Source organism: Massilia eurypsychrophila (genome assembly GCF_002760655.1).
Classification (GTDB): domain Bacteria; phylum Pseudomonadota; class Gammaproteobacteria; order Burkholderiales; family Burkholderiaceae_D; genus JAFCUW01.
This window is the reverse complement of the sequence record NZ_PDOC01000004.1, coordinates 218,910-245,746: the sequence shown is the minus strand read 5'-3', so window position 1 is coordinate 245,746 and position 26,837 is coordinate 218,910. Positions and strand designations below refer to the sequence as shown.

26 protein-coding genes and 1 pseudogene are annotated in these 26,837 nt (G+C 64.3%); 14 read left to right on the top strand and 13 right to left on the bottom strand.

All coding sequences use genetic code 11. From position 1 onward, the window contains the following. Window positions 1–140 precede the first annotated feature (140 nt). Entirely contained in the window at window positions 141–1,634 is a 1,494-nt protein-coding gene (gene glpK / locus CR105_RS28835) for a glycerol kinase GlpK (protein ID WP_099788115.1), read from the top strand. Beyond that, window positions 1,631–3,151, top strand: a complete 1,521-nt coding sequence (glpD, locus tag CR105_RS09085) for a glycerol-3-phosphate dehydrogenase (protein WP_229413801.1) — start codon at window positions 1,631–1,633, stop codon at window positions 3,149–3,151. Before glpK ends, glpD begins: the two co-directional genes overlap by 4 nt. A 42-nt stretch (window positions 3,152–3,193) precedes the next feature. Here glpD and CR105_RS09080 read toward each other — a convergent pair whose 3' ends face one another. The 4 genes from CR105_RS09080 to CR105_RS09065 all read right to left on the bottom strand — a co-directional run bounded on the left by CR105_RS09080 (window position 3,194) and on the right by CR105_RS09065 (window position 6,741). After that, window positions 3,194–4,213 carry an Ldh family oxidoreductase gene (locus CR105_RS09080; RefSeq protein WP_099788114.1) on the bottom strand — a complete coding sequence of 340 codons (1,020 nt, stop codon included), beginning with the start codon at window positions 4,211–4,213 and terminating at the stop codon, window positions 3,194–3,196. A gap of 64 nt (window positions 4,214–4,277) precedes the next feature. Then, window positions 4,278–5,213, bottom strand: a complete 936-nt coding sequence (locus tag CR105_RS09075; RefSeq protein ID WP_099788113.1) for a hydroxyacid dehydrogenase — start codon at window positions 5,211–5,213, stop codon at window positions 4,278–4,280. 26 nt (window positions 5,214–5,239) lie between these two features. Next, window positions 5,240–6,409, bottom strand: a complete 1,170-nt coding sequence (locus tag CR105_RS09070; protein ID WP_099788112.1) for a UxaA family hydrolase — start codon at window positions 6,407–6,409, stop codon at window positions 5,240–5,242. A 50-nt stretch (window positions 6,410–6,459) separates the two neighbouring features. After that, window positions 6,460–6,741 carry a UxaA family hydrolase gene (locus CR105_RS09065; protein WP_099788111.1) on the bottom strand — a complete coding sequence of 94 codons (282 nt, stop codon included), beginning with the start codon at window positions 6,739–6,741 and terminating at the stop codon, window positions 6,460–6,462. Window positions 6,742–6,980: 239 nt separating this feature from the next. Here CR105_RS09065 and CR105_RS09060 point away from each other — a divergent pair, with 239 nt between their 5' ends. From CR105_RS09060 to lpxC, 4 genes are all read left to right on the top strand, one after another. Continuing rightward, the gene (locus CR105_RS09060; RefSeq protein WP_099788333.1) at window positions 6,981–7,721 is read left to right on the top strand and encodes a GntR family transcriptional regulator; all 741 of its coding nucleotides are present in this window, start codon (window positions 6,981–6,983) and stop codon (window positions 7,719–7,721) included. A gap of 115 nt (window positions 7,722–7,836) precedes the next feature. Continuing rightward, on the top strand, window positions 7,837–8,340 hold the full coding sequence (locus CR105_RS09055) for a peroxiredoxin (protein ID WP_099788110.1): 504 nt from the start codon (window positions 7,837–7,839) through the stop codon (window positions 8,338–8,340). A 126-nt stretch (window positions 8,341–8,466) separates the two neighbouring features. Continuing rightward, entirely contained in the window at window positions 8,467–9,309 is an 843-nt protein-coding gene (locus CR105_RS09050) for a DMT family transporter (protein ID WP_099788332.1), read from the top strand. Window positions 9,310–9,348: 39 nt separating this feature from the next. Beyond that, window positions 9,349–10,284 (top strand): UDP-3-O-acyl-N-acetylglucosamine deacetylase, encoded by a 936-nt coding sequence (lpxC, locus tag CR105_RS09045; protein ID WP_099788109.1) that lies wholly within the window; start codon window positions 9,349–9,351, stop codon window positions 10,282–10,284. 91 nt (window positions 10,285–10,375) lie between these two features. Here lpxC and CR105_RS09040 read toward each other — a convergent pair whose 3' ends face one another. Then, complete coding sequence (locus tag CR105_RS09040) at window positions 10,376–10,660, bottom strand: helix-turn-helix domain-containing protein (protein ID WP_229413779.1); 285 nt, start codon at window positions 10,658–10,660, stop codon at window positions 10,376–10,378. 351 nt (window positions 10,661–11,011) lie between these two features. Next, window positions 11,012–11,506 (bottom strand): DciA family protein, encoded by a 495-nt coding sequence (locus tag CR105_RS09030; protein WP_229413777.1) that lies wholly within the window; start codon window positions 11,504–11,506, stop codon window positions 11,012–11,014. 227 nt (window positions 11,507–11,733) lie between these two features. On the opposite strand from CR105_RS09030, the gene secA reads away from it, so the two are divergent. Together secA and CR105_RS09020 are read left to right on the top strand one after the other, a co-directional pair. Beyond that, window positions 11,734–14,502, top strand: a complete 2,769-nt coding sequence (gene secA, locus CR105_RS09025) for a preprotein translocase subunit SecA (protein WP_099788106.1) — start codon at window positions 11,734–11,736, stop codon at window positions 14,500–14,502. Window positions 14,503–14,653: 151 nt separating this feature from the next. Beyond that, on the top strand, window positions 14,654–15,721 hold the full coding sequence (locus tag CR105_RS09020) for an esterase/lipase family protein (protein ID WP_131021669.1): 1,068 nt from the start codon (window positions 14,654–14,656) through the stop codon (window positions 15,719–15,721). Here the strand turns inward: CR105_RS09020 and CR105_RS09015 are convergent. Further along, a complete protein-coding gene (locus CR105_RS09015) occupies window positions 15,648–16,658 on the bottom strand; it encodes an acyltransferase (protein ID WP_180288141.1) in 1,011 nt (336 codons plus the stop codon). The genes CR105_RS09020 and CR105_RS09015 overlap by 74 nt on opposite strands. A 226-nt stretch (window positions 16,659–16,884) precedes the next feature. On the opposite strand from CR105_RS09015, the gene argJ reads away from it, so the two are divergent. The 4 genes and pseudogenes from argJ (at window position 16,885) to CR105_RS08995 (ending at window position 20,796) form a co-directional block, all read left to right on the top strand. Continuing rightward, a complete protein-coding gene (gene argJ, locus CR105_RS09010; RefSeq protein WP_099788103.1) occupies window positions 16,885–18,123 on the top strand; it encodes a bifunctional glutamate N-acetyltransferase/amino-acid acetyltransferase ArgJ in 1,239 nt (412 codons plus the stop codon). Window positions 18,124–18,127: 4 nt separating this feature from the next. Then, window positions 18,128–19,000, top strand: a complete 873-nt coding sequence (locus CR105_RS09005; protein ID WP_099788102.1) for an ATP-binding protein — start codon at window positions 18,128–18,130, stop codon at window positions 18,998–19,000. Next, window positions 18,993–19,394: pseudogene (locus tag CR105_RS09000) on the top strand (NUDIX domain-containing protein); the annotation flags it as partial. The gene CR105_RS09005 and the pseudogene CR105_RS09000, both read left to right, overlap by 8 nt. A gap of 106 nt (window positions 19,395–19,500) precedes the next feature. After that, window positions 19,501–20,796, top strand: a complete 1,296-nt coding sequence (locus CR105_RS08995) for a D-amino acid dehydrogenase (RefSeq protein WP_099788100.1) — start codon at window positions 19,501–19,503, stop codon at window positions 20,794–20,796. Window positions 20,797–20,873: 77 nt separating this feature from the next. Here the strand turns inward: CR105_RS08995 and CR105_RS08990 are convergent, their stop codons facing one another. The 4 genes from CR105_RS08990 to CR105_RS08975 form a co-directional block, all read right to left on the bottom strand. Further along, window positions 20,874–21,056, bottom strand: a complete 183-nt coding sequence (locus CR105_RS08990) for a DNA gyrase inhibitor YacG (protein ID WP_099788099.1) — start codon at window positions 21,054–21,056, stop codon at window positions 20,874–20,876. Window positions 21,057–21,073: 17 nt separating this feature from the next. Next, window positions 21,074–21,829 carry a cell division protein ZapD gene (zapD, locus tag CR105_RS08985; RefSeq protein WP_099788098.1) on the bottom strand — a complete coding sequence of 252 codons (756 nt, stop codon included), beginning with the start codon at window positions 21,827–21,829 and terminating at the stop codon, window positions 21,074–21,076. Window positions 21,830–21,891: 62 nt separating this feature from the next. After that, on the bottom strand, window positions 21,892–22,539 hold the full coding sequence (gene coaE / locus CR105_RS08980; RefSeq protein ID WP_099788097.1) for a dephospho-CoA kinase: 648 nt from the start codon (window positions 22,537–22,539) through the stop codon (window positions 21,892–21,894). Window positions 22,540–22,564: 25 nt separating this feature from the next. Next, entirely contained in the window at window positions 22,565–23,434 is an 870-nt protein-coding gene (locus CR105_RS08975) for a prepilin peptidase (protein ID WP_099788096.1), read from the bottom strand. Window positions 23,435–23,675: 241 nt separating this feature from the next. Here CR105_RS08975 and CR105_RS08970 point away from each other — a divergent pair, with 241 nt between their 5' ends. Together CR105_RS08970 and CR105_RS08965 are read left to right on the top strand one after the other, a co-directional pair. Beyond that, window positions 23,676–24,503 carry a universal stress protein gene (locus tag CR105_RS08970; protein WP_099788095.1) on the top strand — a complete coding sequence of 276 codons (828 nt, stop codon included), beginning with the start codon at window positions 23,676–23,678 and terminating at the stop codon, window positions 24,501–24,503. A 9-nt stretch (window positions 24,504–24,512) separates the two neighbouring features. After that, window positions 24,513–24,968, top strand: a complete 456-nt coding sequence (locus CR105_RS08965; protein ID WP_099788094.1) for a universal stress protein — start codon at window positions 24,513–24,515, stop codon at window positions 24,966–24,968. A 19-nt stretch (window positions 24,969–24,987) separates the two neighbouring features. Here CR105_RS08965 and CR105_RS08960 read toward each other — a convergent pair whose 3' ends face one another. Next, complete coding sequence (locus CR105_RS08960; RefSeq protein ID WP_099788093.1) at window positions 24,988–25,386, bottom strand: VOC family protein; 399 nt, start codon at window positions 25,384–25,386, stop codon at window positions 24,988–24,990. A 213-nt stretch (window positions 25,387–25,599) separates the two neighbouring features. Further along, entirely contained in the window at window positions 25,600–26,829 is a 1,230-nt protein-coding gene (locus tag CR105_RS08955; protein WP_099788092.1) for a type II secretion system F family protein, read from the bottom strand. Between the last annotated feature and the right edge of the window lie 8 nt (window positions 26,830–26,837).

The window sequence follows — 26,837 nt, the reverse complement described above, 5'->3', positions numbered from 1 at the left end:
TTGCCTTGCGCAGCACCACCTTTGGCCGTAAGATTCATATAGATGATTAATATGTCTACCATAAAGTGATTCATCTTCGATGTCAACGAAAGTTTGTTTTAACAATCCGCCAGCCGTAAAGTACACCAGGAAGGAAGCCAGTGAGCTATCTATTAGCGCTAGACCAGGGCACAACCAGTTCGCGCGCCATCGTGTTCGACCATCACGGCCAGCCGGTGGCGCGCGCGCAGCAGGAACTGGCGCTGCACTATCCGCATCCCGGGTGGGTCGAGACCGACGCGCGTGCGCTGTGGCAGGCGCAGCTTGCGGTGGCGCGCGCGGCGATGCATGGCCTGGCGCCGCAATCGATCAAGGCGATCGGCATGACCAACCAGCGCGAGACCACGGTGCTGTGGGAGCGCGACGGCGGCGCGCCGCTGGCCAACGCCATCGTGTGGCAGGACCGGCGCACCGCCGCCATATGCGAGCGCCTGCGTGAAGCTGGCCACGCGGAGCTGATCACCTCGCGCACCGGTCTGGTGATCGACCCATATTTTTCCGCCACCAAGCTGGCCTGGCTGCTCGATCACGTGCCTGACGGGCGCGCCCGCGCCGCGCGCGGCGAACTGTGTTTCGGTACCGTCGACAGCTATCTGCTGTTCATGCTCACCGGCGGGCGGCTGCACGTGACCGATCCATCGAACGCGGCGCGCACGATGCTGTTTAATATCCATACCTGCGCCTGGGACGACGAGCTGCTTGCGCTGTTTGACATTGCGCCCCAGCTGCTGCCCGAAGTGGTGCCCAGCAGCGGCGTGTGCGGCTACACCGACGCGGCATTGTTCGGCGCCCCGATCGCGATCGCGGGCATCGCGGGCGACCAGCAGGCAGCCACCTTCGGTCAGGCGTGCCACCATCCCGGCATGGCCAAGAATACCTACGGCACCGGATGCTTCATGCTGCAAAACACCGGCGCCGAAGCGCGGGCGTCGCAGCACCGGCTGCTCACCACCGTCGGCTGGCAGGCCGGCGGTCAGACCACCTACCTGCTCGAGGCCAGTGTCTTCATGGGCGGCGCCACGGTGCAGTGGCTGCGCGACAGCCTGGGCATCATCGGCCACAGCGGCGAAGTCGAAGCACTGGCCGCCAGCGTACCGGACACCGGCGGCGTGCTGATGGTGCCCGCCTTTACCGGCCTGGGCGCCCCGTATTGGGATGCCGGCGCCCGCGCCACGCTGCTGGGCATGACGCGCGCGACCGGCCGCGGACAGATTGCGCGCGCCGCGCTCGAATCGATCGCGCTGCAAAGCGCGGACCTGATGCATGCAATGGAGCTCGATGCCGGCACACCCTTGCACGAATTGCGCGTCGACGGTGGCGCCAGCGCCAACGATTTGCTGATGCAGTTCCAGGCCGACGTGCTGGGCGTGCCGGTGCTGCGCCCGCGGGTGACCGAAACGACTGCGCTCGGCGCCGCTTACCTGGCCGGACTTGGCTGCGGCGTGTGGTCGGGCCTGGACGAAATCGGCGCGCATTGGAAGCTGGACCGGGCTTTCGAGCCGCGCCGTTCGGACGACTGGCGCGGCGCCACGCTGGCGCGCTGGCGGCGCGCGGTGGCGCTCACGCGCAGCTGGCAAGAACAGGCGGCGCCGTGACCGCCGCGGTGCAGGAGATTGCCTGCGACCTGCTGGTGATCGGCGGCGGCATCAATGGCGCGGGCATCGCGCGCGACGCCGCCGGCCGTGGCCTGTCGGTGGTGCTATGCGAGCGCGACGACCTGGCGCAGCACACGTCGTCGGCGAGCACCAAGCTCGTTCATGGCGGCTTGCGCTACCTCGAATACTACGAGTTCGGCCTGGTGCGCAAGGCCTTGCGCGAGCGGGAAGTGCTGCTGCGCCTGGCGCCCCATATCATCTGGCCGCTGCGTTTCGTCATGCCGCATGAGGCCAGCACGCGGCCGGCCTGGATGATCCGCGCCGGCCTGTTCTTGTACGATCACCTGGCGCGGCGTGCCTTCCTGCCGGCCTCGCGCGGCATCCGCCTGAACGACCATGTGGCCGGGATGCCGCTCAAAGGCGGCCGGCAGCGCGGATTCGAGTATTCCGATGGCTGGGTCGACGACGCCCGCCTGGTCGTGCTCAATGCGCTCGATGCGCACGAGCGCGGCGCGCGCATCCTCACGCGCACCAGCTGCACGCATGTGGCGCGCGACGGCGACGGCTGGCTGGCCACGCTGGAAGGGGCGCGGCATTTCCAGGTCAAGGCGCGTGCGGTGGTCAACGCGGCCGGGCCGTGGGCGGCGCAGGTCGCTCAGCTCGCGTCGGGCCAGGCCAAGCCGCGCGCGCTGCGGCTGGTAAAAGGCAGCCACATCGTGGTGCCACGCCTGTTCACGCACCCTTACGCCTATATCATTCAAAATTCGGACCGCCGCATCGTGTTCGCGATTCCTTACCAGGAGCACTACACGCTGATCGGAACGACCGACCTTGAATACAAGGGCGATCCCGCGAAGGTGGCGATCGGCGAAGATGAAGTCGACTACCTGTGCCGGCTGACCAACGCCTACTTTCACAAGCAGATCGGCAAGGCCGACGTGGTGTGGACCTACTCCGGCGTGCGCCCGCTGTTGGATGACAGCGCCGGCGAGGCGTCGGCCGTCACGCGCGATTATCTGCTCGACATGCCGGCAGGCGGTCCGCCGCTGCTGCACGTATGGGGCGGCAAGATCACCACTTACCGCAAATTGGCCGAGGAGGCGCTTGGATTGCTGGCGCCACGCCTGGCCTGCACCGGCGCCGACTGGACCGCGCAGGAGCCGCTGCCGGGCGGCGACCTGGAGGACGCCGGCGAACTGGCGAACGGCGATGCCTTTGCCCCGTTCCTGGCGCGGTTCCGGGCGGCCCATCCGTGGCTGCCGGAGCCGCTTGCCTTGCGCTACGCGCGCGGCTACGGCAGCCGTGCGGCGCGGATGCTGGGCGGCGTGTCCTCGCTGGCGCAACTGGGGGCGGAACTGGCGCCAGGTCTGTTTGAATGCGAGTTGCGCTACCTGGCCGAGGTCGAATGGGCAGCTGATGCGGACGATGTGCTGTGGCGCCGCACCAAGCTTGGCCTGTCGTGCGATAGCGCTGAGGTGGAAAACGTGCGGCGGTGGCTGGCGCAGCACCGCCCGTGACAAAAAATATCGTCCTGGCCAAACTCACTGGCCAGGACAATGTCAAGGTCTTCTGAATTGGCCGGCCGCCAGCGCGGTGATCTGCTGGTACAGGGCGTCGGGGATGTTAATGCCGTCGCGCGCCGCATCGGCAGCGAGCTGGCGCCGGCGTTCGCCAGGAAGGCGCACGGCGTCGTCGTCCAGCATGGCCGCCACCAGTACCTCGGTGCGCGAAAAATAGGCGTCGGCGCCGGCCAGCGCGCCCGGGTCGACCGCCAGGAACAGTTGGCCAAGCCGCGGCTGATTGCCTTCATCGGTAAAAAAGGAGTCGGCCTCGAAGCCGAACGCGGCGCCGGTCAGCGCCACCGCCAGCAGTTCCACCGTCAGCGCCAGCATCGCGCCCTTGACGCCGCCCGCCGGCAGCATGCTGCCGGCCAGCGCTTCGCGCGCATCGGTAGTAGGCTTGCCGTCGCGGTCGACCGCCCAGCCGGCCGGAATCGGCTTGCCTTCTTTGGCGGCAAGCATGATCTTGCCGCGCGCCGTCTCGCTCAGCGCCAGGTCGATGACCAGCGGCTCTGCGCGGCGGCGCGGGAAAATGGCGGCGATCGGATTGGTGCCGAACAGCGGCGTGCGCCCGCCCCAGGCCGGCATCGCCGCCGGTGAATTGGAAAACGCCATGCCCACCATGCCCGCCGCGCCGATTGCTTCAAGGTGCAGGGCGGCGGCGCCGAAGTGGTTGCTGTTTGTGACACCGACGCAGCCGATGCCAAATTCACGCGCGTTGGCGATGCAGCGTTCGACCGCCAGGTCGCACGCCGCGTAGGCCATGCCGCAGTGGGCATCGACCAGCGCGGCCGCTCCTTTGGCGTTGCGGATGGAAGGTTCGGCGCTGCCCACACTGCGGCCGTTACGCAGGAAAGTGGTGTACTGCGGGATGCGCGACAGGCCGTGCGAGTTCAGTCCCTGGGCGTCGGCCGCAACCAGCGCCCGCGCGCTGGCGCGGGCCGCGGGCGCATTGGCGCCGGCCGCTTCGAGCGCGCGCACGGCAAGTTCGGTGAGGTGTTCAATAGAATGACGCGGCATGGTCGCTCCTGGGGCGGAAAAGTGAAGCGGGGCAAGGCACAAGCGCCGCGCACCGCGTTGTCGTTTAATGTGGCGCAGTGCGCAGCAAGGCGGCCACCCGTTCGGCGATCAGGCCGCTGACGCGCAGGTTCGATTCGGACGTCACGCCGGCAATATGCGGCGTCAGGATCGCGTTGGGCGCGTCGGCCAGCGCGCTACCGGCGCCTAGCGGCTCCTGCTCGAACACGTCGATCGCCGCGCCGCCCAAATGCCCGGAGTGCAGCGCGGCAGAGAGCGCCGTTTCGTCGACGATGCCGCCGCGCGAGGTGTTGACCAGAATAGCACCGGCGCGCATGCGTCCAAGCGCGGCGGCGTCGATCAGGTTGCGCGTGCCGGGCGTGAGCGGCGCGTGCAGCGACACCACGTCCGACTCGGCCAGCAGCGCCTCGAGCGAGCGCCGGCCGACGCCGGTTTGCGCCCACAGCGGCGAGGCGGCGGCCAGCAGCGGATCATGCGCGACGACCTGCATGCCGAGGCCCCGGGCCAGGCTGGCGCATAGCTGGCCGATGCCGCCGAAGCCGATCAGGCCGAGCGTCTTGCCGCCGATTTCGCGGCCATTCGACAAGGCGCCGCGCGGCCAGGCGCCGGCGGCCGTTTCGCCGCTGCGCGTGTAGGCCTGGCGCAGCAGCGCCATCGCCGTGCAGATCACGTATTCGGCCACCGCCAGCGCGTTCGCGCCGGTGGCGGGAATGACGGCCACGCCGCGCGCCGCGCAGGCGGCCACGTCGATATTGTCGAGGCCAACACCCAAGCGTCCCACCACCCGCAACAGCGGCGCGGCGTCGAGCACGGCGCCATCGACCTGGGTGCGGTTGCGCACGATCAGCGCAGTGGCGCCGGCCACGCGCGCCAGCAGCGCGGCGCGGTGGTCGACCAGGTCCGGATCGTAGTCGGTGGCGAATTCTGCGGCCAGCGCGGCCACCGCGCCTTCGTCCATGAATTCGCTGATCAGTACAGTCATTGTCGCTCCATTGGCAGGGCTGGGAATTACGCGCTTTCGTACAGTCGCGTGAGCACGAACTCGCGGTGGCCGAGCACTTCGGCATCGGTGAGGCGGCCGTTGGCGGTGGCCACCATCATCTCGAGCAGCTGGTCGCCAGTCTGGTCGAGCGACTTTTCGCGCTGCAGCAGGCCGGAACAATCGACGTCGATATGCTCGCTCATCAAGCGTACCGTGCGCGGGTTGGCGCAGATCTTGATGACCGGCAGAATCGGGTTGCCGATCACGTTGCCCTGGCCGGTCGGGAAGAAGTGGACCACGTAGCCCGACGCCGCGCACAGCGTTACCATCTCGGCTGCGGCGGAGGACGAATCCATGAACCACAGGCCCGGGTGGGTCGGTATTTCGGCCTTGTCGATGACGCCATCGACGCTGCACTTCTTGCCGATCTTCTGGATATTGCCCATCGCTTTTTCTTCGATCGTGGTCAAGCCGCCGGCGATATTGCCCTTGGTCGGCTGCGAGTCGGACAGGTCGGACGTCTTGTGGCGGTTGATCATGTCCTGGTAACGGTTGAACATGAACATGAAGCGCTCGCGTACATCGTCGTTGGCGCAGCGCGCCGCCACGATGCTCTCGCCGCCGGTGATCTCGGACGTTTCGCCGAACACCAGCGTGCTGCCCAGCGCATGGAGCTTGTCGAATGCGTTGCCGACGGTCGGGTTGGCGCCGCAGCCGGAGGTGGTGTCGCTCTCGCCGCACTTGGTCGATACCCACAGTTCGCTGATCGGGCATTCGACGCGCTGCAGCTCGGACGCCGTCTGGACGAATTCGCGCGCCTTGCGCGACGCTTTCAGGATCGTCTCGTGGTCGCCATGGCCTTCGATGCCAAAGCCGACCACCGGCTTGCCCGTCGCGGCGATCCCTTCGACCACCTTCTGGGTCCAGCCGTCCTCGATGCCGATCACCACCACGGCGGCCACGTTGGGATTCGAGCCGGTGCCAATCAGGGTGCGGAAGTGCAGGTCCAGGTCGGCGCCGAACTGCAGGCGGCCGTACGGGTGCGGGATCGCCATCGCGCCCTTGATGTTGTGGGCGACTGCTTCGCAGGCGGCGTTGGACAGGTCGTCGAGCGGCAGGATGATGACGTGGTTGCGCACGCCGACGCGGCCGTTTTCGCGGCGGTAGCCGAGGAAGGTGGTGTCTTTCGAGATCATTGGATAGGCCTGTTCGTGGTTGGGAGGGCAGGAAATGAAATACGCCGCGCTTACCAGCGCTTGGTCTTGATGTTGTGGACGTGCGCGTGCTGTCCGCGCCGGGCGCTGGCCACCACCTTGCCGATGTCGACGCCGTACTTGATCACCGTGTCGCCGACGGCCAGGTCGGCCATCGCGATCTTGTGCCCCATCGGGATGTCGTCGAGCGCGGTGAGCATCACCGTGCGGTCGTCGTCCATGATCCACGCGGTCAGTTCGGCGCCTGCCTGGATGCCTTCGACGACCGCCACCGCGACTGTGTCGGTCGCGTCATGCAATACAACATGGATCATGCTTGTCTCCTGGGTGTGGGTTGGGTGGGATGCGCTGAGCTGCAAACGAGTCCATAGTAGGCGCAAATATTCACCAAGTCAACTAGATGACATAGATCATACAGACTTAATTAAAGACCGCTGGCCGAGCGGCTTGGCATGTGAACTGGATCATCTGGATAAATAGGACGGGAAATCGCCTTGCGGCGCCTTATTGCTATTAAAATGGTGGCTCCATCAGCTTCTCTGCCGCCATGACCATGAACGACCTCGATCCGTCTACCAGCCTGGGCGCGACGCTTTACAAGGAAGTGGCGCGTCGCATGCTCGCGGCGCTGTCCGCCGGTGAGTGGAAGCCGGGTGAAGCGATCCCGGCCGAAAAGAAGCTCAGCGAACGCTTCGCCGTGTCGATCGGTACGCTGCGCAAGGCGATCGACGAGCTGGTGGCCGAGAACATCCTGATCCGCCACCAGGGGCGCGGCACGTATGTGGCCACGCACAACCGCGAGCAGCAGCTGTTCCGCTTCTTCAATATCGTGCGCCAGGACGGCGTGCGCACCTACCCGACGGTGGAACTGGTTGGCTTCGGCCACGCCAAGGCCGACAAGCGCGTCGCCGACAAGCTGGCCATCTCGCGCAATGCCAAGGTGGTCCACTACACCAACGTGCTCACCTTGAACGGCGAGCCGGTGATCGTCGACGAGATTTATCTTCCCGCCGCGATGTTCGCCGGCCTGACCGAGCAGATGCTGCGCGAGCGCCCGAACACCCTCTACAACCTGTACCAGACCGGCTTTGGCATGAACGTGATCCGCATCGACGAACGCCTGCGCGGCAACCTCGCCAGCGTGCCCCACGCGGCGCTGCTCGGTTGCGCGCCGGGCGCGCCGCTGCTGGAAATGCACCGGGTAGCGTTGTCGTTCAATCAGCAGCCGATCGAGTACCGGGTGTCGTCGGTCAACACGGCCAACTACGAATACTTCGCTGCCGGCAGCCAGTAGCGGCCAGCCGGCCGAGGCCGGTCGCTTGCCTGCACGTTCTTGTCAGATCAGGCATACTGCCTGTTCGCACTATGATCGATCCCACAATATTCTTTTACCAGATAAGGAGTCTTCAATGACCATCAAAGTCGGCGATAAATTGCCAGAAGGCACGCTCGCAGAATTCATCGAGACCGAAACCGAAGGCTGCTCCCTCGGCCCGAACACGTTCCAGGTCTCCGAACTGACCAAGGGCAAGAAGATCGCCATCTTCGGCCTGCCGGGCGCCTTCACCCCGACCTGCTCGGCCCAGCACGTGCCAGGCTACGTCGCCAATGCCGACGCCCTGAAGGCCAAAGGCGTCGATGAAATCTGGTGCATCTCGGTCAACGACGCCTTTGTCATGGGCGCATGGGGCCGCGACCAGAAGTCGACCGGCATCGTCCGCATGATGGCTGACGGCAACGGCGACTTCAGCAAGGCACTCGGCCTGTCCGTCGACTTTTCCAAGCACGGCATGGGCACGCGCTCGCAGCGCTACTCGATGGTCGTCGAAGACGGCGTCGTCAAGCAGCTCAACGTCGAAGAAAACGGCTTCAAGGTATCGAATGCCGAAACGATGCTCGAGCAGCTCGGCTAAAGCATCCTGCAGTTCTCGCAAAACGGCGCCGCGGCGCCGTTTTTTGTTCTTTACCTGATTTGATACGGCCCCCTTATGCAGCAGGCAATCGCCAGCCGCGGTGCAAACCGCCGCAACATCACCATGATGCTGATCGCGGCAGCCGTGTTCTCGCTGATGGACATGGCGATGAAGCTGCTGTCTGCGCATTACCCGGCGATGCAGGTGGCCGCATTGCGCGCGCTGGTGGCGCTGCCGCTGGTGGGCGTCTACGTCGTCTGGCGCGGCGCGCACCGCTCGATGCTGCAGATCCGCTGGGGCATGCACCTGATGCGCGCGGTGCTCGGCATCGCCATGCTGGCGCTGTTCGCGTATGGCCTGAAGACGCTGTCGCTGGCCGAGGCCTACACCATCTTCTTCATCGCGCCGGCCCTGATCACGGCGCTGTCGGTGGTGTTCTTGAAAGAGCGCGTCAGCGGCGCCCAGTGGATCGCGATCGCGGTCGGCCTGGGCGGCGTGCTGGTGGTGCTGCGCCCGAGCGGCGCCGGCTTTCTCACCATGGGCGGCCTGGCGGTGCTGTGCGCGGCCGCCTTCTACGCCGTCTCGGCCATCTCGGTGCGCATCCTGGCGCGCACCGACCGCAGCGAACACATGGTGGTGTGGCTGATGGTGATGATGGCGATCGGCGCGTCCGCGCTGGCCGCGCCGAACTGGGTGCCGCTGCGCGCCGAGCACACCTTGCTGCTGTGCGGTCTGGCCATCACCGGCTTCATCGGCCAGCTGGCCATCACCGCCGCGTTCAGCTCGGGCGAGGCGTCGAAGGTGGCGCCGTTCGAGTATTCGGCGCTGGCATGGGGCGTCGGCCTCGACTGGCTGCTGTGGCGCGTGCTGCCCGATTACTACACCATCATCGGTGCCGCCATCATCATCGGCAGCGGCATCTACCTGATCCGCCACGAGCGCGTCCACGCCGAAGCGGAACACCCGTAAGGCTGAGCGCCGGCCATCCAACTTGGATATAATCGCAGCATGTTAAAACAACGAACCATCAAGCAGCTGGTGCGCACGATCGGCGTCGGATTGCATTCCGGCACCAAGGTCGAGCTGACCTTGCGTCCGGCGGCGGTCGACACCGGCATCGTGTTTCGCCGCGTCGACCTCGATCCGGTGGTCGAGTTTCCGGCCAGCGCCGGCGTGGTCGGCGACACCCGCATGGCCTCGGTGCTGATCAAGGACAAGGCGCGCGTTTCCACCGTCGAGCACCTGATGTCGGCCTGCGCCGGCCTCGGCATCGACAACCTGTACGTCGACGTCTCGGCCGAAGAGATCCCGATCATGGATGGCTCGGCGTCGTCGTTCGTGTTCCTGCTGCAGCAGGCCGGCGTGCAGGAGCAGGGCGCGGCGAAAAAGTTCATCCGCGTGCTGAAAGACGTTGAAGTGCGCCAGGGCAGCGGCGACAACGAAAAGTGGGCGCGCCTGTCGCCGCACGACGGCTTCAAGCTCGATTTCTTCATCGAGTTCAACCACCCGGCGGTGGACGGCACCACCCAGCGCGCGCTGGTCGATTTCGGCGACGTCTCGTACGTGCACGATGTCGCCCGCGCGCGCACCTTCGGCTTCATGCAGGACGTCGAGAGCTTGCGCGGCATGGGCCTGGCGCGCGGCGGCTCGCTGGAAAACGCCATCGTGATGGACGAGTACCGCATCCTCAATTCGGACGGGCTGCGCTACGAGGACGAATTCGTGCGCCACAAGATTCTCGACGCCATCGGCGACCTGTACCTGGTCGGCCATCCGCTGCTGGCCAGCTACCACGCCCACAAGTCGGGCCACGCGCTCAACAACCTGCTGCTGCTCGAATTGCTGGCGCGCCCGGATGCCTTTGAAATCGTCTCGTTCGACGCGCCCGGCACGGCGCCGGCGTCGTACGTGCGGCAGATGGCGCGCGAGTGGGCGCTGACCTGAAGCGACGCCATGGCGACACAGTTCGGTGGCGCCGTTTTGGTTGATAAGAAAAAAGCCCGCTCTTATGCGGGCTTTCCCATTGCTGACCGACTTAAAGCATGGCAATTTCTGCGAGTAACTCCGGGTGACGTTCTATCAACTTGAGCAAGATCGCGGCCCGAGAATTCGGTGTCGATACGCCTTGCTCCCAGTTCGCCACCGTGCGCGGTTCAATCCGCAATTGACGAGCAAAAACCGGCTGCGACATGCCAAGCTTTGTCCGTAAGGCGTGAACGGCTGCAGCGTCCATCCGAGGCACAGGTTTTGGTTCGACTTTGTACTTCCGGAGTGTAACCTTGCCTTCGCGTGCCTGATCGAGGGCATCAAAGCCGCCCATCAGTTCTGTAAAAATATCGCCTTTGGTCAGGTCAGTGTCTTAGCCTTGATTTGTTGCGCGAGTCGGGCTTTGAGGAGCTTGGCCTGGGCCGGCGTAAGATCGTCTGCCTGATCTCATCTTGCGCAAGCCGCCTGTTCCCTGGATGATGGAGCCCGCGTCGGGGTTCTCAATCAACGCATCTTGAAGCGCCTTGAATGCGTCGTCATCGAGGTAGTCCTGACGGACATTCGCGAAAGCGGGGAGTTCGTAAAAGACCATGCCACCAAGTGTATCTAACTTGGAGATGTTTTTATGCTTTTATGACGTTGTTGTTGCGTAGCTTCATGCAGTGCTGCAAGACAGCAATTTGGTTCAGCGCCGCCTGGCCGCCATCGCCTTGATCGCCGCAATCAGCGACGCGTTCTGGGCGTTTTCCGGCAAGGTGTTGCCGAGCTCTTCGAACGCCGCCACCGCCGTCTGCGGGAAGTCCAGCTGGCGCGTGTGCACCACCGCTGGAATGCTGCGCGTGACCTGCACCTTCAGGCGTATATTATTGATCTGCCAGCCGCGCTTTTGCAGCGCCGCCTGGAGTTTCGGCAACTGCTGCTTGAGTTTGGCAGCGACGGCCGAGGTCGGGGTCGCCAGCACCAGCTGGGTGTCCTCGAACGACAGCACGTCGCAGGTGCCGAACATCGGCGGCAGGGCTGCGGCGCAGTCCTTTTGCAGGCTGGCCATGCGCATTGCAGCCGGCAACAGGCTGGCCATCCTGGCGTTGCCGGTCAGGAAGCTGGTGGCGCCAACCGACGTCTGGCGCGACTTGGTGCCGTAGATATGGCCGATGCCTTGATTGTGGGAATTAAACCGCATGAGGCGCAACATATCACAGCTGGGTCGCTGACGGGCGATTGGTGCCGGGGCGGTACAATTTGATAACATTGTTTCACCGGACGCACTTGTTATCCGGGCCGATATCCCCAAGTGTGGCGGCATCGCATGATAAAATCACTGTCTTTTTGCCATAGTCGGCTTCGGATGCGTATCTTTTTGATATCATTCAGGCTCTTTTTCGCGGCGCATTTTTCAAGAATTCAAGCATGTCATTACTGACCCAGATTTTCGGTAGCCGCAACCAGCGGCTGCTCAAGCAATATCAAAAGACGGTGCGCGTGATTTCCGCGCTCGAGCCCCAGATCGAAAAGCTGTCCGACGCTGAGCTCCAGGCCAAAACTCCTGAATTCAAGGACCGCATCGCGAAGGGCGAGGCGCTCGACGACCTGTTGCCGGAAGCGTTCGCGGTATGCCGCGAGGCCGCCCGGCGCGTGCTCAAGATGCGTCACTTCGACGTCCAGATGATCGGCGGCATGGTTCTCCATTACGGCAAGATTGCCGAGATGGGCACGGGCGAAGGCAAGACGCTGATGGCGACCTTGCCGACGTACCTGAACGCGCTGTCGGGCAAGGGCGTGCACGTCATCACCGTCAACGACTACCTGGCGCAGCGCGATGCCGAGTGGATGGGCCGTCTGTACGGCTGGCTGGGCCTGACGACCGGCGTGAACCTGTCGCAGATGGACCACGACACCAAGCAGTCCGCCTACGCCGCCGACATCACCTACGGCACCAATAACGAATTCGGCTTCGACTACCTGCGCGACAACATGGTCTACGAAGCGCGCGAGCGCGTGCAGCGTTCGCTCAACTTCGCCGTCGTCGATGAAGTCGACTCGATCCTGATCGACGAAGCGCGCACCCCGCTGATCATCTCCGGCCAGGCCGAGAACCACACGGACCTGTACCACAAGATCAACGAAGTGCCTGGCATGCTGACGATGCAGATCGGCGAAGAGACGCCGGACGGCAAAGGCGTGATCCAGGTGCCGGGCGACTACACCAAGGACGAGAAGGCGCACTCGGTGCTGCTGACCGAAGCGGGCCACGAGAACGCCGAGGCGATCCTGACCAAAATGGGCCTGCTGCCGGAAGGCGCCTCGCTGTACGACGCCGCCAACATCACCCTGATCCACCACCTGTACGCGGCGCTGCGCGCGCACGCGCTGTACCACAAGGACACGCATTACGTGGTGCAGAACGATGAAGTGGTGATCGTCGACGAATTCACCGGTCGCCTGATGACCGGCCGCCGCTGGTCCGACGGCCTGCACCAGGCCGTCGAAGCGAAAGAGGGCGTCAAGATCCAGAACGAGAACCAGACGCTGGCCTCGATCACGTTCCAGAACTACTTCCGCATGTACGCCAAGCTGTCCGGCATGACCGGTACCGCCGACACTGAAGCGTACGAGTTCCAGGAAATCTACGGCCTCGAGACGGTGGTGATTCCGCCGAACCGTCCGTCCAAGCGCGTCGATCGCCAGGACCAGGTCTACAAGTCGGCGCAGGAGAAGTACGGCGCCATGCTGGTCGATATCCGCGACTGCTACGAGCGCGGCCAGCCGGTATTGGTCGGCACTACCTCGATCGAGAACTCCGAACTGCTGTCCGGTATCCTGACCGGCGCCAAGCTCGAACACAACGTCCTCAACGCCAAGCAGCACGCACGCGAAGCGGAGATCATCGCGCAGGCGGGTCGTCCGAAGATGATCACCATCGCCACCAACATGGCCGGCCGCGGTACCGACATCGTTTTGGGCGGTAACGTCGAAAAGCAGATCCAGCTGATCGAAGAGAACATCGCCCTGCCGGAATCGGAAAAAGAAGCGCAGTCGCACAAGCTGCGCGACGAGTGGCAGTCGCTGCACGACCACGTCGTCAATGCCGGCGGCCTGCACATCATCGGCACCGAGCGTCACGAGTCGCGCCGCGTCGACAACCAGTTGCGCGGCCGTTCGGCGCGCCAGGGCGATCCGGGATCGTCGCGTTTCTACCTGTCGCTCGACGACGCGCTGCTGCGCATCTTCGCCGGCGACCGCGTGCGCGCCGTGATGGACCGCCTCAAAATGCCGGAAGGCGAACCGATCGAAGCGGGCATCGTCTCGCGTTCGATCGAATCGGCGCAGCGCAAGGTCGAAGCGCGCAACTTCGACATCCGCAAGCAGCTGCTCGAGTACGACGACGTCGCCAACGACCAGCGCAAGGTGATCTACACCCAGCGTAACGAACTGCTCGAGACGACCGACATCTCCGAGTTGATCGGGTCGCTGCGCGTCGGCGTCTTCCACGACGTCGTGCGTACTCACGTGCCGGCCGAATCGGTCGAAGAACAGTGGGACGTGCCGGCGCTGGAAAAAACGCTGGCCGGCGAGTGGAACCTCGACGTGCCGCTGCAGCAGATGCTCGCCGACGACCAGAACGTCACCGACGACGACATTCTCGAGAAGGTGTTGGCTGCCGCGGACGACTCGTACAACGCCAAGATTGCTGTCGTCGGCAAGGAGTCGTTCGGCGGTTTCGAGCGCAACGTCATGCTGCAAAGCGTCGACAGCCATTGGCGCGAGCACCTGGCCGCACTCGACCACCTGCGCCAGGGTATCCACCTGCGCGGTTATGCGCAGAAGAACCCGAAGCAGGAATACAAGCGCGAAGCGTTCGAACTGTTCGGCAGCATGCTCGACCAGATCAAGAACGAGGTGGTGCGCATGGTGATGACGGTGCGGATCCAGTCGCGCGATGAGATCGACGCGGCCGAAGCGGCCATCGCGGCGCAACAGGCGCAGGTCGAGAACCTCAACTTCCAGCATGCCGACTTCAATCCAAACGCGGCGTCTGAGGAACTGCTGGCGCCGACGGCGGCGCCAAGCGCTGCGCCGGCCGACGAAGGCTACATGGGCGTCAAGGTTGGCCGCAACGACCCGTGCCCTTGCGGCAGCGGCAAGAAGTTCAAGGCGTGCCACGGCAAGCTCGCTTAAAGCGGCGCGCGTGAGAAGAGCGGCTGGGTGAAAACCCCGCCGCTTTTTTTTCGTTCGCCTCCAAGCACGTCATTGCCGCCACTGGCGGAAATGACTCCTCGCGAAAGCGGGGTCGATGCTGATCTGAGCGTAGTGTTTAGAGGGGAAAGGCATGACCGTATCACGTACGATTCTCACGGCGGCGGCAATGGTGCTGTGGACGGCCGCGCACGCCGCTTGTGCGGCGCCGCCGCCGGTCGCCCGTATCGCCGATGCCCGTGCCGAATACCGCGCCATGTTCTGCGCCGTCGTGCAGCGTGACGATCCTGACGCCGATTGCAGCGACAAGCTGCGCCGCTTTCCCGACGAGGCAGCGGCGGCGGTCGACACGCCGCCAATCGACAGCGCGCCGGCGGTGAGCGTCGTCATCGTCGGCGGGTTGTTCGGCGAATGCCTGCCTTCCGTGCCGACCTTCGGCGACGCCGCGGCGCGCCTGCGTGCCAGCGGCTACCGGGTCAGCCATGCGCCGGTGTTGGGGCGCGCCAGCGCCGAGGCCAACGCGGCCATCATCCGCGCGCACGTCGCCGGCGAGCGAGCCGCCATGCCTGCGTTGCCGCTGGTGATTGTCGCCTACTCGAAGGGTGTCGCCGATACGATGACCGCGCTGGTAGCCTATCCGGAACTGGCCGACAGTGTCGGCGCCTTCATCAGCGTCGCCGGCGTGGTCAAGGGTTCGCATGCGGCCGACCGCATGGTGTGGCTGTACGGCGCCACCGCCGCGCGCCTGCCGGTAAACCGGTGTGCGCAAAGTGATGGCGGCGCCGTGCGCACCCTGACGCGCGAATACCGCACCAACTGGTTGGCGACGCACCGGCTGCCCGACGAGCCGCTGTATTTTTCGATTGTCGGGCTACCGACGCCGGCGCGCATGTCGTCGGTGTTTTCGGTTTTCCAGCGCCGCCTGGCGCCGATCGACCGCCGCAACGATGGCCAGTTGATCTACTCCGACGCCATCCTGCCGCGCGGCGCGTTGCTCGCCTACGCCAACGCCGATCATTTCGCGGTCGCGCTGGCGCTGCCCGCGGCGGGGCTGCTGGGAGTGAACCGCAACGATTTTCCGCGTGCGCATCTGGTCGAGGCGGCGGTGCGCATTGCCCAGGCGAGGCTCATATCGTCCGATTCATCCACGGCGTTTTCGCGATCGCCCATGCGACCGCCAGCGAGCTCGCATACACCGTGATGGTCAGCAGCGGCACCGCCAGCGCCGGCTGGTAGTCGAACGGCGTGACGACGAAGTCGCTCAGCGTCTCGAAAATGATCGGGTGGATCAGGTACACGCCGAGGGTCAGGCGCGACAGCGTGCGCGCCGCTTTGCTGCTGATGAACGGCTTGTTCCACTCTTTCAGCAGGAACATCACGCAGATCGACGTCGGGATGACGGTGATGCTCAGGTAGTTATAGAAATACAGGCCGGCGTCGAGCGACTGGTAGCGCGCCAGCAGCCGGCAGCCGACCGCGGTGGCGGCGATCGATAGCGCCAGCGCGGTCCACGGCATCGCGCGCGGGGCCCGCACGTCGGTGATGGTGATCAGGTAGCCGAGGAAATAATAGGGGATATACGACAGGAACCAGTTGACGAACAGGCTGGGCCCCGACGGGTACAACGCGGTGACTACCGAGTTGAGCGCGGCGATGGCGAACGACAGGAACGTGATGGTGCCGATTTCGGCGCGCGTGGCCGAGCGCGCAATCATCCTGAAGAACGGCGTGAACAGGTACAGCACCACGAGCATGTAGAGGAACCACATGTGGTAGTGCGGTTTGCCCGACGCCAGCCCGCGCAGCAGAGACATTGGCGCGAACTGGTTACCGGCCATGACGGTCTTGAACGCGTTCCACGCCAGGTACACCAGCGACCAGAACACAAGCGGCGCGCTGATGCGCGAGGCGCGCTTGGCGTAGAAGGTTTTCATGTCCTCCGCCTTGGCCGGATCGAGCAGCAGGGCGCCGCTGATCATGACGAACACCGGCACGCACCAGCGCAGCGCCGAGTCGTACAGGTTGCCGGCCCACCAGTACAGCGAGCCGATCTCGGTGCCGGTGACGACGATGGCCGCCACGTGCAGAAACATCACCGCGAAGATCGCCAGTATTCTCGAGTTATCCAGCCAGGTCATGATCGCCGTTCTCGGTAGCCGCCTGTTGCCGATTTTGCTACGACAAATCGGACGGGCCTTGCCTTGTGATAAGCAATCGATCCCAGCTTTTCTGTGGCGGCGCCATCCATTCGCCAGGGTTAATTGGCAGCGCGCGAAAGTGATGACCATAAGAACAAGCGTCGCTGGCCTTTGCGAATGCAGGCGGTACAATAGCGGCTTCGAATTTAACCGTTGGATACCCGCCATGGCCGTCAATTCCCCTCTGCCCGTCGCCGCCGATCTGAAACCGGTCGCCGGCATCGACATCGGCTTCGCCCAAGCCGGCATCAAGAAGCCGAACCGCAAGGATGTGCTGGTGATGACGCTGGCCGCCACCGCCACCGTCGCCGGCGTGTTCACCAAGAACCGCTTCTGCGCCGCGCCGGTCCAGGTCAGCAAGGCGAACCTGGCGGCGGTGACGGCCGGCGGCGCGCCGATCCGCGCGCTGGTGGTCAACACCGGCAACGCCAACGCCGGCACCGGCGAATCGGGCCTGGCGAAAGCGCACGAGACCTGCGCCGCGCTGGCAAAGCTGCTCGGCTGCGAGCCGCAGCAGGTGCTGCCGTTCTCCACCGGCGTGATCCTCGAGCCGCTGCCGGTCGAGAAAATCGTCGCCGGTCTGCCGGCCGCGATCGCGAACCTGAAGCAGGATAACTGGTTCAACGCCGCCGAAGCGATCATGACCACCGATACCCAGCCAAAAGCTGCGTCGCGCACCGTCACCATCGGCGGCCACACCGTCACCATGACCGGCATCAGCAAGGGCGCCGGCATGATCAAGCCGAACATGGCCACCATGCTCGGCTACCTGGCGTTCGACGCCAAGGTGGCGCAGCCGGTGCTCGACCAGCTGGTGCGCCACGCCGCCGACCAGTCGTTCAACTGCATCACCATCGACGGCGACACCTCGACCAACGATTCGTTCATGCTGATCGCCACCGGCGCCGGTAACCTCGAAGTCGACGACGTCGCCTCGCCGCACTACGCCGTGCTGCGCGACGCCGTCACCGATATCGCTCGCAACCTGGCGCAGCAGATCATCCGCGACGGCGAAGGCGCCACCAAGTTCATCACCATCACGGTGGAAGAGGGCAGCAGCGTCGACGAGTGCCGGAGAATCGCCTACTCGATCGCCCACTCGCCGCTGGTCAAGACCGCGTTCTTCGCCTCCGATCCGAACCTGGGCCGCATCCTGGCGGCGATCGGCTACGCCGGCGTCGACGACCTCGATGTGTCCAAGCTCGATATGTACCTCGATGACGTCTGGGTGGCCAAGAATGGCGGGCGCAATCCCGACTACCAGGAAGCGGACGGCCAGCGCGTGATGAAGCAAAGCGAAATCACGGTGCGCGTAACGCTCGGCCGCGGCGACGCTGCCGCCACCGTGTGGACGTGCGACCTGTCGCACGAATACGTCACGATCAACGCGGACTACCGCTCGTAACATCATGACGCCGCTCGAACAGTTCTTGCTGCGCGCCGAGGCGCTGCTGCTGCGCGTCGAAGGCGTGCTGCCGCCGGCCATCCCGCGCGAGCCGGACTGGAAGCGCAGCTTCGCGTTCCGCTGGAAAAAGCGCGGCGGCAGCGGCTTCCTGCAGCCGGTCATGCATGCGTCGACCATCACGCTGTCGGACCTGCACAACATCGGCAACCAGAAGCAGCAGATCGAGCAGAACACGCGCCAGTTCGTGCAGAAGCGTCCGGCCAACAACGTGCTGCTGACCGGCGCGCGCGGCACCGGCAAGTCGTCGCTGATCAAGGCCTGCCTGAACCAGTTCGCCGGCGACGGCCTGCGCCTGATCGAAGTCGACAAGGCCGACCTGGCCGAGCTGACCGACATCGTCGACCTGGTCGCCGGCCGCCCTGAGCGCTTCATCATCTTCTGCGACGACCTGTCGTTCGAAGAGGGCGAGAGCGGCTACAAGGCGTTGAAAGTCGCGCTGGACGGCTCGATCTCGGCGCAGTCGGACAACGTGCTCATTTACGCGACGTCCAACCGGCGCCACTTGATGCCGGAGCGGATGAGCGACAACGCCAGCTACAAGTCGGACGACAACGGCGACCTGCATCCGGGCGAAACGGTGGAGGAAAAAATCTCGCTGTCGGAGCGCTTCGGCCTGTGGCTGTCGTTCTACCCGTTCAAGCAGGACGACTACCTCGACATCGTCGCCCACTGGCTCGGCACGTTTGGCTGCGACACCGCGCAGATCGAGGCGGCGCGCGCCGATGCGCTGCGCTGGGCCCTGCAACGCGGCTCGCGTTCGGGCCGGGTCGCCTGGCAGTTCGCCAAGGACCACGCCGGGAAGCTGCCCGATGCATGAGGCCAAGGCCGGCCCGATCGATGTGGTCGTCGGCATCCTGATGCAGCCGAACGGCGACGTGCTGCTCGGCCAGCGCCCGGCCGGCAAACCGTACGCCGGCTACTGGGAGTTCCCGGGCGGGAAAGTCGAGGCGGGCGAGGACTTGTTCGCCGCGCTGCAGCGTGAATTTGTCGAGGAGCTGGGGTTAGAGGTCATCAGCGCCGACGAGTGGTGCGGCGTCGAACACGTGTACGAACACGCCCACGTGCGTCTGCATTTCTTCATCAGCCGCGCCTGGCGCGGCGAGCCGCAAAGTATGGAGGGGCAGGCCTTTGCGTGGCAGGGCGCGGTCGGCGTGGCGCCGCTGCTGCCGGCAACGATCCCCTTGCTGGAATGGCTGGACCAGGTGCGCTATCCGGCTTATCCGTCGGTGATCGCGTCGGACGATGCACCCGATACCCCGGCGGCGATCCCGCCGGCATCCGCCTCGTCCGCTCTCTAAATTTGTACAAGGAATTTTAGTGAAAATTATCGTCTTGGGTAGTGGCGTCATCGGCACCACGTCGGCCTATTACCTGGCCAAGGCCGGCCATGAAGTGACCGTCATCGACCGCCAGCCGGCCGCCGGCATGGAAACCAGTTTCGCCAACGCCGGCGAAGTCTCGCCTGGCTATTCGGCGCCGTGGGCCGGTCCCGGCGTGCCGATGAAGGCCGTCAAATGGCTGCTGATGCAGCATAGCCCGCTGGTGGTGCGCCCGGCGTTCGACCCCGAAATGTGGCGCTGGATGTTCCAGATGCTGGCCAACTGCAACCAGAAGAGCTACGAGATCAACAAGGGCCGCATGGTGCGCCTGGCCGAGTACTCGCGCGATTGCCTCGTTCAGCTGCGTGCCGACACCGGCATCGCCTACGACGAGCGCTCGCAGGGCACCTTGCAGCTGTTTCGCACCCAGAAGCAGCTCGACGGATCGGCCGCCGACATCGCGGTGCTCAAGCGCTACGGCGTGCCGTATTCGCTGCTCGACCCGGCCGGCTGCGAACAGGTCGAGCCGGCGCTATCGAACGTGCGCGGAAAATTTGTCGGCGGCCTGCAGCTGCCCGGCGACGAGACCGGCGACTGCTTCAAATTTACGCAGCGGCTGGCGCAGATGGCCGAAGGCCTCGGCGTCAAGTTCCGCCAGGGCGTTGACATCCAGCGCCTGGTCGTCGACGGCGACCGCATCACCGGCGTGGTGACCGACAAGGGCGAACTCAAAGCCGATTCGTTCGTGCTGGCGCTGGGCAGCTATTCGCCGCTGCTGCTGCGCCAGGTCGGCATCCGCATTCCGGTCTATCCGGTGAAGGGCTATTCGATCACGATCCCAATCGTCGACGCTGCCGGCGCGCCGGAATCGACGGTGATGGACGAGACGTTCAAGGTGGCGATCACGCGCCTGGGCGACCGCATCCGTGTTGGCGGCACCGCCGAAATCGCCGGCTACGATCTGCGCTTGCACCAGGCGCGGCGCGACACGCTGGAGCACTCGGTGAGCGACTTGTTCCCGAAGGGCGGCGACACGTCGAAGGCCGAGTTCTGGTGCGGCCTGCGGCCGATGACGCCGGACGGCACGCCGGTGATGGGGCCAACGCCGTTTCGCAACCTTTTCCTCAACACCGGCCACGGTACGCTCGGCTGGACGATGGCGTGCGGCTCCGGACGCGTGCTGGCCGACCTGGTGTCGGGCAAGCAGCCTGAGATCGGGCTCGAAGGGCTGTTCATGGACCGCTATGGCCGCTCGAACAAGCCGATCTTCGTGCCGCAGGGCGTGACCGCGTAAGGTCGCCGTCGGGGTCAGGTCTGATATTCGGACATTTGGGTTTTCAAATGTTCGAATGTCAGACCTGACCCCAGCGGTTAGTGGTCCGCCAGCGGATCGTCCAGCGGATCGGTGGGCGCGCCGCCGGGGATCACGAATTTCTCTTCGGCCCAGGCGCCCAGGTCGATCTGCTTGCAACGCTCGGAACAAAACGGGCGGTACTTGTTGGCCTCAGTCCATTCGACTTTTTTGGCACAGGTGGGGCAGGCTACTACGGTCATGGCAATTCACTCACATCTTAAAAGTTGCACAGCGTGAGTTCGAACGGTACGTCGTCTTCCAGCGGCTTCGGCTTCAGGTCGCCGTCCTGGGTCGTAAAGCGAACCCACAACATGTATTTATTGGCCGATATTTCGGGGATGGCGCCGAGGCTTTCATCGAGCGTCAGGCGCAGCATCTGGTACACCTTTCCCTGCAGCATTTGCTGATAGCTGCCGGCGCTGGCGATCATCTTGACCGGGCCGCCGGAGTCGCGCAGCAGGCGCAGCACCAGCGCCAGCGCGTCGAACAGCGGCGCCAGCGGCGCGAACCACGTGACGATGTCGTTGTAGCGCTGCTCGGCCGGACGCTTCTGCCAGGCGTAATAAGAGGGTAAATCGAATTCGCAGGCGCCGCCAGGGATGATGGTGCGGCCGCGGATGCTCATCAGCCACTCGTTGTCGCGCACGTTCTGGCCCGTCTTGCCTTGCGCCGATACCAGGCTGGCGCTGACGCCGTCAAGTTCGGCGAGCACGGCGTCGAGCATCTCGGCGGCCACGTTCGGATTCGAGCGGTAGCCCAGCAGGCTTTGCTTCTGCCGCTCGAGTTCTTGCAGCAGGTCCGATTTGAGGTCGGCGCGGCCAGCCACTTCGAGCATGTCGAAAATAGTGGACAAGGCGACGTGGTGTTGCATCGCATGTTCTTGATGGACAAAGAACTTAAATTTTTCGTACAAGTCTTCCAGCCGTAACAACGTGCGTATGCGCTCGTTGAAAGGGTATTCGTAGACGATCAAAATGACATCCCTTTATTTAGGCTGGCGAAGAATCACGTGATTCTGACCCAAGCGGCGCAAAATTACAAACGCTCCATTGGTATTCCGGCCATTCCGGCCGAAATTGCCATATAAACCTGGTGCAAGGCCTCTACCTGGGGGGCTAGGGCGGCGATGCCGTCGTCGTTGACGATGACATCGTCGGCCGCCGCCAGCCGTTGCTGCCGCGTGACCTGTGCCGCCATGATGGCCTTCACTTGCGCTTCTTGCAAGCCATTGCGGGCCATCACGCGCGATATTTGCGTTGCCTCCGAGCAGTCGATCGCCAGCACGCGCGCCACCCGCCCTTGCCAGCTGCCCGATTCGATCAACAGCGGCACGACGAAAATGACGTATGCACCTTGCGCCGCGGCCGCTTCAGCCTCGGCGGCGGCGCGGATCAGCGGGTGCAGGATGCCCTCCAAGCGCAGCTTGGCGGCCGGGTCCGAGAACACCAGCGCGCGCATGGCGGCGCGGTCGAGCGCGCCGTCGGGCGTAATGTATTGCTCGCCAAATGCGGCGCCGATGGCGGCCATCGCCGGCCCGCCAGGCACCGTCATCGAATGGGCGATCAGGTCGGTGTCGACGATGGTCGCGCCGAGCGCGGCGAACATGTTGGCGACGGTGGTCTTGCCGCAGCCGATGCCGCCGGTCAGGCCGATGTGCAACAGCGGAGCGTGCCGTGTGTCCATGTGTTCCTCGGCGGCCCGCATCGCCTTAGCCGATGAGGCGGTTGGTGTAGGCGGCGATCGGCGCGCCGTACAGCAGCGCGATCAGGCCGGCCGCCGCCAGGTAAGGCCCGAATGGAATCGGCTTCTCGCGACCATGCTTGGTAAATACGATCAGGCAGATGCCGACCACCGCGCCGACCGCCGATGAAATCAAGATGATGGTTGGCAGCATGGTCCAGCCGAGCCACGCGCCGAGCGCTGCCAGCAGCTTGAAATCACCATAGCCCATTCCTTCCTTGCCGGTCGCCAGCTTGAACAGCCAGTAGATTGCCCACAGCACCAGGTAGCCGGCGGCGGCGCCGATGACGGCCTCGTGCAGCGGCGCGAAGGTGCCGTTCAGGTTGATCAGCAGGCCTGCCCACAGCAGCGGGAACGTCAGGTCGTCGGGCAGCAGCTGGGTGTCGAAGTCGATCGCCGTCATCGCCAGCAATGCGTAGCCGAAGCCGAGCGTGGCCAGGCCGGCCCAGCCGCTGCCGAACTTCCACACCAGCAGCGCCGACAGCAGGGCGCTGACGACTTCGATGGCCGGGTAGCGCATCGAGATCGGCGCCTTGCAGGCACTGCACTTGCCGCCGAGTGCCAGGTAGCTGATCACAGGGATGTTCTCCAGCGCCGTGATCTGGTGGCCGCAATGCGGGCAGGCCGAACGCGGCACCATCAGGTTGAACTTGTCCTGGTGCGGCAATTCCTTGCCGCTTTCGTGCGCCACGTAGTTGTCCGATTCGCGCTGCATCATCTTCGGGATCCGGTAGATGACGACGTTCAGGAAGCTGCCGATCAGTAGCCCGAACAGGCCGGCCGCAAGGGTGGCTCCGAGCGAACCGGGCGCTGCGAACAAAAGAGTTTCCGGAAGCATAACACTCCAAAATAGGGGGATAGCGCTGCCATGCATGTTGCATCGCAGGAATAACTTATCATAGACGCGATCCCCGTCGTATGGCAAATCAAAGCGCTGAAACCTGGACTATCTCGCTTTGAGTCGCATACGAAGAATGCCCGCATTGGCTTGACGTGCATCAAGGATATCGTGGTGTCGAACTGACAAACTGCAAGTATTGGCAATGGACTTGGTTGCCCATCCAACAACAGGGAGTCGCATGTCGTACAAAACTATCCTCGTCCATGTGGACCATTCAGCGCATGCCCCGGCCCGCATCGCGCTCGCCGCAAGGATTGCCGCCGACAACAACGCTCACCTGATCGGCGCGGCCATGACTGGCATTTCGCGCTTTATTTATCATGGCGCCACGGTTGACCTGGCGCGCACCGTGCTGGCCGCCCAGGTCGACGTGCTGGTCGACAAGGCCAACGACGCGCTGGCGCGCTTCGACGCCATCGCCGGGGCCATCGCCGGCCTGTCGTTCGAGCGGCGCCTGGTCCACGACGACGCCGCCGGCGCGCTGGTGCAGCAGGCGCGCTATGCCGACCTGGTCGTGGTAAGCCAGTTCGATCGCGACGATCCGGTCGCTCGCCTCGACTCCGAATTGCCCGCATACGTGATGCTCAACAGCGCCTGCCCGCTGCTGGTGGTGCCCTACGCCAACGCCGCTGCGACCTTCGGCGAGCATGCCCTGGTGGCGTGGGACGAGAGCCTGCCGGCCAGCCGGGCGGTAGCGAACAGCCTGCCGCTGCTGCGGCGTGCCCGCAAAACGACGCTGGCCGTGTTCAACGCCGGCGACGAGCCGCGCCTGGCCGGCGCCGACATCGCGCTGTATCTTGCGCGTCATGACGTCAATGTCGAGGTGCGCGCCGGCGAGACCAACATCGATGTCGGCAACGCGCTGCTGTCGCTGGCGGCCGACCTCGGCGCCGACCTGATGGTGATGGGCGGCTACGGCCACACCCGCTTTCGCGAAGTGCTGCTTGGCGGGGCCACTCAGACCGTGCTGGCGGCGATGACCATCCCGGTCTTGATGTCCCATTAGGAGCAGATCATGTGGAAGAAAATCCTGGTACCGACCGACGGCTCGGAGTTGGCCGGCAAGGCGATCGCCGAGGCCGTCGACTATGCGCGCGTGGCCGGCGCGACCCTGGTGGCGTTCTCGGTGGCGCAGCCGTATCCGCTGCTGCCGGCCGTCGACGGCGCGATGCTGATCGATCCGGCGATCGACAGCGCCGAGATGCAGCGGATGGCACAGGAGACGGTCGACGCGGTCGCCAGTGTGGCGCGGGCGGCCGGCGTGAAGTGCGAGACGCACACCTCGCTGTCGTTCCTGCCGTACGAGGAAATCATCCGCGCCGCCGAGGAGTACGGCTGCGATGCAATCTTCATGGCATCGCACGGACGGCGCGGGCTGAGCAAACTGATCGCCGGCAGCCAGACGCAGAAGGTGCTGGCGTATGCAAAGGTGCCGGTGGTGGTGTTCCGGCCGGCGTTGCCGGTGGATTGAAGGTTGCCGCTGTCGCTGATCAGGCTTCTGGCGCCGTCCAGACCAAGTTCCACAGGTGGCCATCGATATCCTCGAAGCCCTGGTCATACATGATGCCATGGTCCTCGGGAGGATGTGGGATGCGGCCACCCGCGGCAACGGCCTTGGCGATCAGGCTGTCCACCTCTTCCCGGCTTTCACAACTCAGGCAAATGACGACTTCATTTGCTTCTCGTGCATTCGCGACCGGCTTGTCGATCAGGGACTGAAAGAAGGGTTCGGACGTCAGCATGGCCTGGATGGTGCCATCGACGATGTTCATGAAAGCTGCGTTCTCTCCGCTAAATCGGGCAACGAAGGTAAAGCCGAGAGCGGAAAAGAAAGCCTTCGATTTGTCCAGGTCCTTCACGGGCAGGTTGAGGATGATCTGTTTGTTCATGGCGTCTCCTTGGATTCTTTCGAATTATTTCTAATTCAGATGTCCGCTGCTCGTTGACTGATGCCCATCACGACTTTAAATCATCGGACAGCGGCTGTCAGCGCAAGTCCAATTGGTTTGGTGACGAAAGTGGACGGTGCGAACGGTCACGCAGCAAAAGAAAAACGCGCCATCGCGGCGCGTTTTTGCTAAGTCCGAGGCGATTTACAATTTTTAAACCACCGAGCCGAGCTTGAAGATAGGCAGGTACATCGCGATCACCAAGCCGCCGATCAGCACGCCGAGAATGACCATGATCAGCGGCTCCATCAGCGACGACAAGGCGGCGACGGCTTCGTCGACTTCCTCTTCGAAGAAGTCGGCAACCTTGCTCAGCATTGAATCGAGCGCGCCCGACTCTTCGCCGATCGCCACCATCTGCGTCACCAGGTTCGGGAACACGTTGGCGTTCTGCATCGCCACCGTCAGGCTGGTGCCGGTCGACACTTCGTTCTGGATCTTGCGCGTGGCGTCGAGGTAGACCGCGTTGCCGGCGGCGCCGCCGACCGAGTCGAGCGCTTCGACCAGCGGCACGCCGGCAGCAAACATGGTTGCCAGGGTTCGCGTCCAGCGCGCGATCGCCGCCTTGCGGATCACGGTGCCGAAAATCGGCGCCTTCAGCAGCGCGATATCCATGAAACGCTGCACCTTCAGCGAGCGCTGCCAGGCCTGGAAGAAGAAGTAGATGGTGCCGCCGATGGTGCCGAAAATGGCCCACCACCACTGCACGAAGAATTCGGAAATGCCCATCACCACCAGCGTTGGCGCCGGCAGGTTGGCGCCGAAGCTGGCAAACACCGATTTAAACGCCGGCACCACCCAGATCATGATGACGGCAGTCACCACGAACGCGATCGCCAGGATCGACACCGGATACATCAGCGCCGACTTGATCTTCGCCTTGATGGCCAGCGTCTTCTCTTTGTAGATGGCCAGGCGCGTCAGCAGGTCTTCCAGGATACCGGCCTGCTCGCCGGCGCCGACCAGGTTGCAAAACAGCGGGTCGAAATACAGCGGGTACTTGCGGAAGGCGTTGTTCAGGCTGGTGCCGGTCTCGATGTCCGAGCGCAAGTCCATGATCAGCTTCGACATCGACGGATTGGCGTGGCCCTTGCCGACGATGTCGAATGATTGCAGCAGCGGTACGCCGGCCTTCATCATCGTCGCCAGCTGGCGGGTAAACAGGGCGATGTCCTTGCCGGTGATTTTCTTGCCGCTGCGGTAGACCTTCTTCTTGATCTTGGTGACCATCACGCCCTGGCGGCGTAAGGTGACGTTGACAATGGCTTCGCCGCCGGCGCGCAGTTCGCCGCGCACTGTCTTGCCGGACTTGTCTTTGCCTTCCCAGGAGTAGACCGATTCCTTGATCTGCGCCGAGCCGGCTTTCGATGTCGAGATTGCCATGATGATTT